Genomic DNA, 9,420 nt, shown 5'->3' with positions numbered 1-9,420 from the left:
GGTTGTACCGATTGAACAGCGTGATGCTGCTTAATCGCTCATCAATTTGAGACAAAGAACCCGACTGATGTCGGGTTCTTTGCTTTAATGTCATAGAGCGTTCAATTGAATACGCTTGCTCGATACTGAGAGATGGTTTCTCACACAGTATTTGAGAAAGCTATTAGTTTTGTGTTTTAGGTTTGAGATGCTGCTTTAATGCTTCAGGAACATCATTTTCATCTGCAAAGTCTTTTGTAATTGCCTGTCCAACAATGACATTTATACCATTAAACGTCATTGTCGGTGCACCATATAGCTCATATCCCTCATTAAGTGCTTGAGTTACACGAGCACAAAAGCTTGAATCATCCTTGCCTGTTAAATATCTGTATACTTTCATAAATAATCCTGCTGATTGGTCTATGTAAGGATTTTAAACTTTTGCTAAGCAAGAGTGATAAATAAACGATTACTTTAATAGCTAACATCATTTTCATTTGACAGTGATGATTAAATAACAGCCTTCTCTTTGTTTAATATTTTGGTTAAAAACTTAGGTGGACTAAATAAAATATAGTTACCCAGTAAGATTAACATTACGCCAAGTACAGCAGCAGCTGTCCAGACATAACCTTCCCAAACTGTAGAAATACTCAGCGCAACTAAAGGGAAGAGTAGAGTACTGTAAGCTGCAGGGCCAGCGCCAATTCTTGCGATTAAAATGAAATAAATCGTAAAGCCAGCAACCGATCCAATTAGCGATAAATACATTAGGGCAGACCAACCGACAATCGACATGTGTGGTAATAGGTTTTCACCACGGAATAATGCAACTGCACCCATAAATAATGCACCATATAGCATGGCATAGGCTGTCGTACTGAGTAGATCAGCATTTTGTTGCTTATGTCGTAAGCTAATCATATTGCCTAGAGAGAAACAGTATGTACCAAAGGCACATAAGCCAATAGCCATGAACGTTTGCCATTGAAAAGTTGTCGCAGTAAGGTCATGCCAAAATAGCGCCAACATGCCTAGTAAACCAAGTAGTGCCGCGGGAATGAAGTTTGCAGAAATACGCTGTTTAAAGAAAATTCGACTGTTAATAGCGTTAAATAAAACAGCCATTGAAAAAATAACAGATTCTAAGCCACTATTAATATAAGCCACAGCTGAATAAATACAGACAAAGTTAATGCCAAAAATACAAAGACCTTGTAAGGCACAAAAGGCATGATCACGCTTAGTGAGTGGTTTTAATTTTTTTAATAAGAAAAGAGCAATAAAGAGAATAGTCGCAGCTATACCAAAGCGCCACAATACGCCAACAACAGGGCTGATTTCCCCATGCTGTGCTGCAATTGCAATCCAGGTGGTTCCCCAAATGAATACAACGGCTGCATATAAAAGGCTATTCATTTTATCCTCCTTAGGTATATTAAAGCAGGATAGTGTGCAGATTTATCGCAGGAGTTGCTTATACAAAACCGTTATGACTTACATAATCTTGCGGTTATTTGATGGTTTTTTTTGTAGCCTATCTGGAAAATGGTTAAACTGTTATAAAAATTTTGTCACCATTCTTGGCTGTTCATATGAACTATCAGACTATCGAGCAACTTCAGCTGCATAAGGCACAGCTTTTAGATACGGTAAAGCTGGGTTCAGACATGCAAATGGCTGCTTGGCAAAATCATCATGATCGGGTCAGTGTCTGTAGTAATCATCATACACTGAGCTTATATGTTGAAGGTGGTTATGAAAGTTATCGTAAAACACCTCAAGGCTGGAAAAATGGTGGTGCGCCAGATCGTTTTTGCCTCATGCCAGAAGGGCAGGAGTCCACTTGGGATATCCGTGGTGATCTAAGTTTTGTACATTTATATTATACCGATCAGCATTTACGCGATGTTGCTGTAAAAATTTGGGATAAAGAACCGAGTTTAATTCTTTTAGATGAACAGAACTTTGCTACAGACCCGCAGATCAGTCTGTTGTATCGACATTTTTTATTGAATTGTGATTGGCATGATAGTAGCAGTCAGTTACAGCTGAGTAGTACTGCTACTTTGCTGCTAAATCACTTGCTACAGAAATACAGTAATGTGCAGTGGCAGTTACCGAGCATTAAAGGTGGATTGGCACCTTACCGTCTAAAAATATTGCAGCAGTGGATTGAACAACGTTTACACTTGGCTTTAACGATTGCAGATTTAGCACAGCAGGTGGAGTTAAGTGAATACCATTTTGCGCATATGTTTAAGCAATCGACAGGACTCTCACCACATCAGTATGTTTTACAACAGCGTTTGAAAAAGGCACATGATTTGGTATTAGGGAAGTCAGCTGATCTCACTGAGGTTGCGTTGAGTTGTGGCTTTAATTCAGCCAGCCATTTTAGTACGCGGTTTAAGCAATTCTATGGCTATAGTCCATCTCAACTGCGTAAAGCTTAGCTAGCATCAGACAATTACCATCAGTGTAAATCAAAAATACGACCTTGATTGGTCGTATTTCTATGCACACACAGTTTTAAACTTATTCAGAGATGATAACAATACCATCCATTTCAACAAGTGCACCTTTAGGCAAGCTTGCCACACCTAATGCTGCACGTGCAGGATAAGGTTGAGCAAAATATTCACCCATAATTTGGTTAACTAATTGAAAGTGTGAAAGATCAGTTAGGAATATATTGAGTTTTGCAAAGTCTGCAAGTGATCCACCTGCTGCTTCACATACCGCTTTAATGTTGTCAAATACACGACGGATTTGTGCTTCAATGCCATCAACCAATTCCATGCTATACGGATCTAAACCAATCTGACCAGAAAGATAAAGTGTATTGCCAACAAGAATAGCTTGTGAATACGTTCCGATTGCAGCAGGTGCATTTTCTGTATGAATAACTTGGCGGGACATTGATTTCTCCTGTATGAACTAAATCTCATCATAAGGCAAACTTGCGCTGCAAGATAGCCTTAATTCAGAATTTGTCTTTAACAAGCCTGTGGAATACTGGGTAGTGTTACAGGCGTACTAAGACGTGAAATACGTGGGAAACCAAAATGCATACGGAGTTCACGAATGATTTGTGCAATTTGATTGCGATCATTAACAACGATATTAACGTAAGTTTTATTGTCGTGAGGTTGTACCATTTCAACCCCTGTTTTTGCTTTACGGCACTGATAGATGAGGTCCGATATTTGTTCGTCGTTGAGCAAGATATCGAAACAAAGATAAGCCGTAAAACTAACATCATCAACTTTTTCGGATGTCCAACTAAGTGCCATGATATTTTCAGGGTGCAAATGCTGTTCATGTAAAAGATTATGACAGCGTTCACGGTGTACGATTAAACCACGACGAGAAATATGGCCTTGAATTGGATCACCTAAAATAGGGTTGCAACAATGGGCATATTTAACATCAATACCATCTGTACCTTGAATTAAGCGATTTGAATTGTGATGCTCTTCGCTAAGGTCTTGAGAGAATAAGTGGTTAGCAACAAGTTGTGGTAGTAGATCACCTACTGCAATTTGTTGAAAAAGAGTTTCTTTGTCTGCAATGTGACGCCACTCTAATAGATCAGTCCAATCGTCAGTAGAAAGATCATCAATGGACAAGTTAAATAACTTTAATGCACGATTAAGCGCTTGTCGGCCAACCAAATTTTGTTCTTCAATATCTTGGTCTTTCAGTATGTTTTGTAGGGCGCGTCGTGCTTTTTGTGTGTTTACAAAACTGAGCCAATCAGGATTTGGTGTGGCCAATACATCAGTAATGACTTCAATGACTTGCCCACTGACTAAGGGTGTGGAAAGCGGTTTGATTTCACCATCAACTTTGGCACCAACAGCATGGTTGCCAAGGAAAAGGCTAGCTGAATAGGCAAAGTCAACAGCAGTCGCCCCTTGAGGTAATTCATGAAGCTGACCGTGTGGAGTGTATACCCAAATTTTTTCTTGGTGTAAGTAATCCAGTAAATCGTTAAATGTCGTTTTGGCACAGGCACTATCAATCAAAACATTAAGATTTTGCATGGAGGCTTGAATCGCTGAGCGACAAGCTTGTGGTGCATTTTCACCAAGAACAACACCAAAACGGGCTGCTTTACGCATTAACTCGGTTTGGATGGTTAGGGATAAATAGGTTTTTTCACCTTTAAGTTTTAAATGTAAAGATTGGTTCCCACCAGGTAATGGGCGGCGAATATGATCTTCATAATGTAAAACTTGGAAATTATCACGAAGGGCAGCCACTAATCTGTCACAGTCTGCAATATTCAGTAGGATAATTTCAAAAGCATGGCTATGCGTTAATTCTTGTAGGTTAATGTCGTTCTTAATGAAGTGTCGAATTAATTCGATATTATTATTTTTCTTTTTAATACGGCCTTGAATACTATAGGTGTGTAGCAGATCTGCGAGATTTTGTTCCCAATCAGTTTGGTATTTACAACGTTCTGGTTTGGTTTGAGCTAATGCATCTTGAATATTGCTAAATAGATCTAGATCAAGGTTTTGATAACAGAGATGTTCTAGGTTGTCTGCCATTTCATTCATACCTACTAAACGTGCCATAGGTACAAAAATATCAAAGGTTTCTTGCGCAATGCGTGCGCGCTTATCTGGACGCAATGACTCTAAGGTTGTCATATTGTGATAGCGGTCGGCAAGTTTAATAATAATAACGCGAGGGTCTTGTAAGGTTGATTGTAGAATTTTTCGAAATGATGCTGCTTTATTATATGCTTTATCGCTGGATTGGCTGAGCTTGGTGACACCATCGACTAACTCTGCGACGGTACGACTAAATAACTGGGTAATATCTTCTTTGGTATATTCGGTATCTTCAATTACATCATGTAACAACGCAGCCATTAAGGTTTCTGCATCTAGGCGCATATGCGCCAAAATACAACTCACCGCAATGGGATGAAGCACATAGGGTTCACCACTTTTACGTGTTACGCCAGTATGGGCTAGATCTGCATAGTCACAGGCAGCCAGAACTCTCTCAACATCTTCCGCGCTGAGATAGGCTTCAATGATAAGATTAAGCTGTCGCTTTGCTTGACTGTACAATTCGCCTGACATGGAACACCTATTCAATTGGGTAATAAACTTTTCAATAGATAGATGAAAAACATATTACTTGGCTTTGCTATTTTTTCACTACAACTACTATAAATTTTTAACAAAAAAAATGTTTTTTGTCTAATGAATAACAAGGCTTTAATCAATAAAAAAAGCCTAGTTAGAGAACTAGGCCTTTTTAGGGCAAAATACTGTAGATTAAAAAGTAAAGCCTTCAAGGTTTAGGTTGTTCGCAGAAAGCGCCAAATCCAAGCTTGAAGTTTGATAATCTTGATCACGTTGCTTCAAAATATCTTTACTAACATGACCAGCTGCAATTTCACGTAGAGAAACAACTGTAGGTTTGTCATTATCCCATTCAACAGTAGGTTCAATGCCTTGACGTGCTAATTGACGCGCACGTTTGCTTGCAACCAGTACAAGCTCAAAGCGGTTGTCTACGTGGTCCAAACAGTCTTCAACGGTTACGCGTGCCATAAGAATTCTCGTTTATGCAAAATATGTTTAAACAGACCGCACAGTATAAAATGCTTTACGTTTATACTCAAGTTGATTCACAGTTGCGGTGTAATTAATTGTTGAATGAGACTTTGATGGCGTTCAGCTTGTTGCGCAAGTTTGAGACGATTTGCATTAATGACCGCTTCGAGTTCATGTAAAGCTTTATTAAAGTCATCATTAATAATGATGTAGTCAAAGTTTACATATTGTTGCATGTCTTCAACTGCACAACTTAGGCGATGTTCAATCACCTCAACAGAATCAGTTCCACGATTTGATAGACGTTGGCGTAAATCAAATTGGCTAGGTGGGAGAATGAAGATTTGTTCGGATTCAGGAAATAATTTGCGTACTTGAGCCGCACCTTGCCAGTCAATTTCGAGTAAAACGTCGTGTCCTTTGGCGAGTTGCTCTTTTACTGTGGCCTGTGATGTTCCATAATAGTTGCCGAATACTTCAGCGTACTCAATAAAACCACCTTGTTCGACTTGAGCCAAGAAGTGTTCTTTCTCAGTAAAATGGTAATGTACACCATCTAATTCGCCAGAACGTTGGGGGCGAGTGGTATGCGATACTGATACATGTAAGTTACTTACGCGTTCAAGTAGTGCTTTTACCAATGATGTCTTGCCTGTTCCTGAGGCTGCGGAAACGACAAACAAGAGACCCGACATGATATTTTTCCTGATATGATAAAATATCGTCGCTATTTTAGAGCAGACGCGAATTAAACAAAATAGTAAGTTCCGTTTTGTTCACAATTTTATTAAATAAAATACTTGTTTTATTTAATGCATAGAGGCCCTTATGAAAATTGTATTAGCAAATCCACGTGGTTTCTGTGCCGGTGTAGATCGTGCGATAGCCATTGTGAATCGTGCATTAGAGTGCTTTAACCCCCCTATTTATGTTCGTCATGAAGTTGTCCACAATAAATTTGTCGTTGATGATCTAAGACAACGTGGAGCTATTTTTGTCGATGAACTTGATGAAGTTCCAGACGATAATATTGTTATTTTTAGTGCACATGGGGTTTCTAAGGCAGTACAACTAGAAGCTGAACGTCGTGGCCTAAAAGTTTTTGATGCAACCTGTCCACTTGTGACGAAAGTACACATTGAAGTCACTAAATATGCACGTGAAGGAACTGAAGCGATTTTAATTGGTCATCATGGTCATCCTGAAGTAGAGGGGACGATGGGGCAATATGACAAAAAAAATGGCGGTCATATTTATTTGGTTGAAGATGAGGAGGATGTTGCAGCACTTCAAGTTGAGCATCCGGATCGAGTCGCTTTTGTTACACAGACAACCTTATCTATTGATGATACTGCTAAAGTTATTGATGCTTTACGTACTAAATTTCCGAATATTCAAGGTCCACGTAAAGATGACATTTGTTATGCCACACAAAATCGTCAAGATGCAGTAAGAGATTTGGCTGATCAGTGTGATGTTGTCTTGGTTGTAGGTTCACCGAACTCATCAAACTCAAATCGTTTACGTGAATTGGCGGAACGTATGGGTAAGTCTGCATATTTAATTGATAATGCTGAGGAGCTTCAGCAAGACTGGTTTAAACCTGATGACAAAATAGGCGTAACTGCAGGTGCATCGGCACCTGAAATATTAATTTTGCGTGTATTGCAGCGTTTACAATCTTGGGGGGCTGAGGCACCAAAAGAACTGCAGGGTCGTGAAGAAAATATTACTTTTAGTTTACCTAAAGAGCTGAGAATTATTGTAAAACAAGCTTAATACTTAGCCAGTTGTCAAAAGCCTCTTAAATTTGTTTTAAGGGGTTTTTTGTTGTTAATACTGAGAGTGAATCAGAATACAGTCATTTGCTTTATGTGGTAATTTTTTTGTGAAGTTTAAAATAACATCAAAGTAATGTTATTAAGCAAAGCAGTATTGTTATACTGAGCGAAATTTGGTTGGGATGATTTGTGCGTAAATCTCGTATTTTTTTCACTATGCTCTTGTCATTGTTCATGTTTCAAGCGATTTGGAACGTGGCAGCAGGCTTTTGCTTACATGAAAAAGGTAAATCGAGTACGAGCATTCAGCATTTTGGTCATCATCAGTCTGAAACACGTGAGTCCAAAGCTGCATACCCAAGTAAAGTCGCTTCGTTCAATCAGACAGATCAAGCGAATAATTTAGCTCCATCAGACCTCTCCAAAAACACCTTCAATTTCTTGGATGATCATCATGATCATCTTCCTTCATGTGCTCATTTTATTGTGGTTGAACCCACCATAAATTCGCAGCGACCCAATGTAAGTTATGGTACAGATTTAGGCAATGTTGCTTGGAATAATTTGTACCAGTCTCCGCTATTAATCGCTCAGAACCCACCACCTGAATATGCCTCGCTGTAGGTGAGGCTGCGCAAAATGCTCACCACTTTGTTTAACTTAGTGAGGCATAATCATGTCAAAAATATTATTCAAGACAGAGTCTGGCTCTGTACGCCATTATTGGCAAAAATGTACCAAACAATACGCTTTCAAATTTAGATCTCTGTCTATTGCGTTACTGCTGAGTGTGGGAAGTATTACTTGGACTCAAGTAAGGGCTGAAAATTTAACACTGCAACAAGCAATCTCTCGTGTACAAAACTATCAGCAAAGCCAAGGTTTATGGAAGACTCAACAAGATATTACAGCTACCAATATTAAACAAACACAACTTTGGAAAAATCCTAGCCTTTCGGTCGATCAAAAAGGGCTACGTTCAGGTCAAGATAAAGAACTGACAATTGGAATTTCACAAGAGTTAGATGTTTTTGGACAACGTAGAGCTAATCAACAACTTGCACAAATTGCACAGACTCAGTCTGTGTTAAACCAGCGTATTTATCAGGCTCAAATTGATTTGATCGTGAAATATTTTTGGTCTCAATTAGCGATCTTAGAGCTAGAGCGCGATGTGGTGATGGAGCAATTAAAAGTCAGTCAAGAAAATTTGGCTGCAATTGAGAAACGTTATCGTGCAGGAAGTATTGCTCAAGTTGAAGTTGATCGGGTGAGAATGAGTCATGCAGAAAACTTACGTTTGTATCAACAGGCAGATTTACAACTGCAAATCACAACACAACAGTTGAGTAGCTTATGGGGGGAGGCGGATAAAACCATTAATATCGGTTTATCTGCACAATATCTTTGGCCTGACTCTACAGCGAAGCAAGTGCAACAATATCTTCAAGAAAATTTAGTTGAGCAAGCGCGTCAACTCAATGTGCTTGAGTCTAAGGCAAGTGTTGAGGTTTTAAAGGCTCAAGCTAGACCGAATCCGAGTGTGAGTTTAGGAGTAAGTAATAACCGCAGCCCTGAGTCGGGGACAGATAACCAAATTTCCATTGGTGTTTCAATCCCACTTAATATTTTTGATCGTAATCAGTATGGTGTGCAAATTGCTCAGCTAAAACAGCAACAACTTGAGCGCCAAAAAGATTTTTACTCAAAACAAAACGTACTTCAAATTAATACGTTGTTAACAGAGCTACAGGGTTTGCAGCTTCAGTTTCAACAAGTTGATCAATCACAAATCCCACTTGCTGTTCAGGTGCAACAAAAGACTTTACAAGGTTTTAGCGCGGGTAAGTTTGCTTTAACGGATGTGCAACAGGCCACTTTGCAACTGCAAGATGTGCGTTTGCGTAAAGTACAACTCCTTAAAGAGGCATGGCAACGTGCAGTTGAGGCACAAAGCCTGAGTTTGGGGATAGATCCAAGCGAAGTGATGTCTAAAGATGCCATTACTAAAATTAATCAATCAATTTGGAAAGACACACAGGCACTGCCTGTTATTGGTGGGGAGCGCTAAG

General features: G+C 39.2%; 10 protein-coding genes. 4 read left to right on the top strand and 6 right to left on the bottom strand.

Annotation, left to right across the window (positions count from 1 at the left end; translation table 11 throughout):
- Positions 1–163 precede the first annotated feature (163 nt).
- Together RFH42_RS08960 and RFH42_RS08955 are read right to left on the bottom strand one after the other, a co-directional pair.
- Positions 164–382: a DUF1737 domain-containing protein gene (locus RFH42_RS08960; RefSeq protein WP_308975240.1), complete on the bottom strand. Its 219-nt coding sequence runs from the start codon at positions 380–382 to the stop codon at positions 164–166.
- A 110-nt stretch (positions 383–492) separates the two neighbouring features.
- A complete protein-coding gene (locus RFH42_RS08955) occupies positions 493–1,401 on the bottom strand; it encodes a DMT family transporter (protein WP_308975239.1) in 909 nt (302 codons plus the stop codon).
- A gap of 176 nt (positions 1,402–1,577) precedes the next feature.
- Here RFH42_RS08955 and RFH42_RS08950 point away from each other — a divergent pair, with 176 nt between their 5' ends.
- Positions 1,578–2,438 carry an AraC family transcriptional regulator gene (locus tag RFH42_RS08950; protein WP_308975238.1) on the top strand — a complete coding sequence of 287 codons (861 nt, stop codon included), beginning with the start codon at positions 1,578–1,580 and terminating at the stop codon, positions 2,436–2,438.
- A gap of 82 nt (positions 2,439–2,520) precedes the next feature.
- On the opposite strand, the gene RFH42_RS08945 is transcribed toward RFH42_RS08950, so the two are convergent.
- The 4 genes from RFH42_RS08945 to gmk all read right to left on the bottom strand — a co-directional run bounded on the left by RFH42_RS08945 (position 2,521) and on the right by gmk (position 6,262).
- The gene (locus tag RFH42_RS08945) at positions 2,521–2,904 is read right to left on the bottom strand and encodes a RidA family protein (protein WP_016654790.1); all 384 of its coding nucleotides are present in this window, start codon (positions 2,902–2,904) and stop codon (positions 2,521–2,523) included.
- Positions 2,905–2,981: 77 nt separating this feature from the next.
- Positions 2,982–5,087, bottom strand: a complete 2,106-nt coding sequence (locus RFH42_RS08940; RefSeq protein WP_308975237.1) for a RelA/SpoT family protein — start codon at positions 5,085–5,087, stop codon at positions 2,982–2,984.
- A 198-nt stretch (positions 5,088–5,285) separates the two neighbouring features.
- On the bottom strand, positions 5,286–5,564 hold the full coding sequence (gene rpoZ, locus RFH42_RS08935; RefSeq protein ID WP_016654792.1) for a DNA-directed RNA polymerase subunit omega: 279 nt from the start codon (positions 5,562–5,564) through the stop codon (positions 5,286–5,288).
- Positions 5,565–5,641: 77 nt separating this feature from the next.
- On the bottom strand, positions 5,642–6,262 hold the full coding sequence (gene gmk, locus RFH42_RS08930; protein WP_308975236.1) for a guanylate kinase: 621 nt from the start codon (positions 6,260–6,262) through the stop codon (positions 5,642–5,644).
- Positions 6,263–6,395: 133 nt separating this feature from the next.
- Between gmk and ispH the strand changes: the two genes are divergently transcribed.
- The 3 genes from ispH (at position 6,396) to RFH42_RS08915 (ending at position 9,419) form a co-directional block, all read left to right on the top strand.
- Positions 6,396–7,346 (top strand): 4-hydroxy-3-methylbut-2-enyl diphosphate reductase, encoded by a 951-nt coding sequence (ispH, locus tag RFH42_RS08925; protein WP_308975235.1) that lies wholly within the window; start codon positions 6,396–6,398, stop codon positions 7,344–7,346.
- A gap of 191 nt (positions 7,347–7,537) precedes the next feature.
- Entirely contained in the window at positions 7,538–7,972 is a 435-nt protein-coding gene (locus tag RFH42_RS08920) for a cation efflux protein, CzcI-like (RefSeq protein ID WP_308975234.1), read from the top strand.
- Between the two features lie 52 nt (positions 7,973–8,024).
- Positions 8,025–9,419, top strand: coding sequence for a TolC family protein (locus tag RFH42_RS08915; protein WP_308975233.1), 1,395 nt, complete (start codon positions 8,025–8,027; stop codon positions 9,417–9,419).
- The last annotated feature ends 1 nt before the right edge of the window (position 9,420 follow it).

Source organism: Acinetobacter rudis (assembly GCF_031157835.1).
In the GTDB taxonomy this organism is placed as follows: Bacteria; Pseudomonadota; Gammaproteobacteria; order Pseudomonadales; family Moraxellaceae; genus Acinetobacter; species Acinetobacter rudis_A.
The sequence above is the reverse complement of the archived record's forward strand: the minus strand, read 5'-3'. Positions and strand labels throughout refer to the sequence as shown.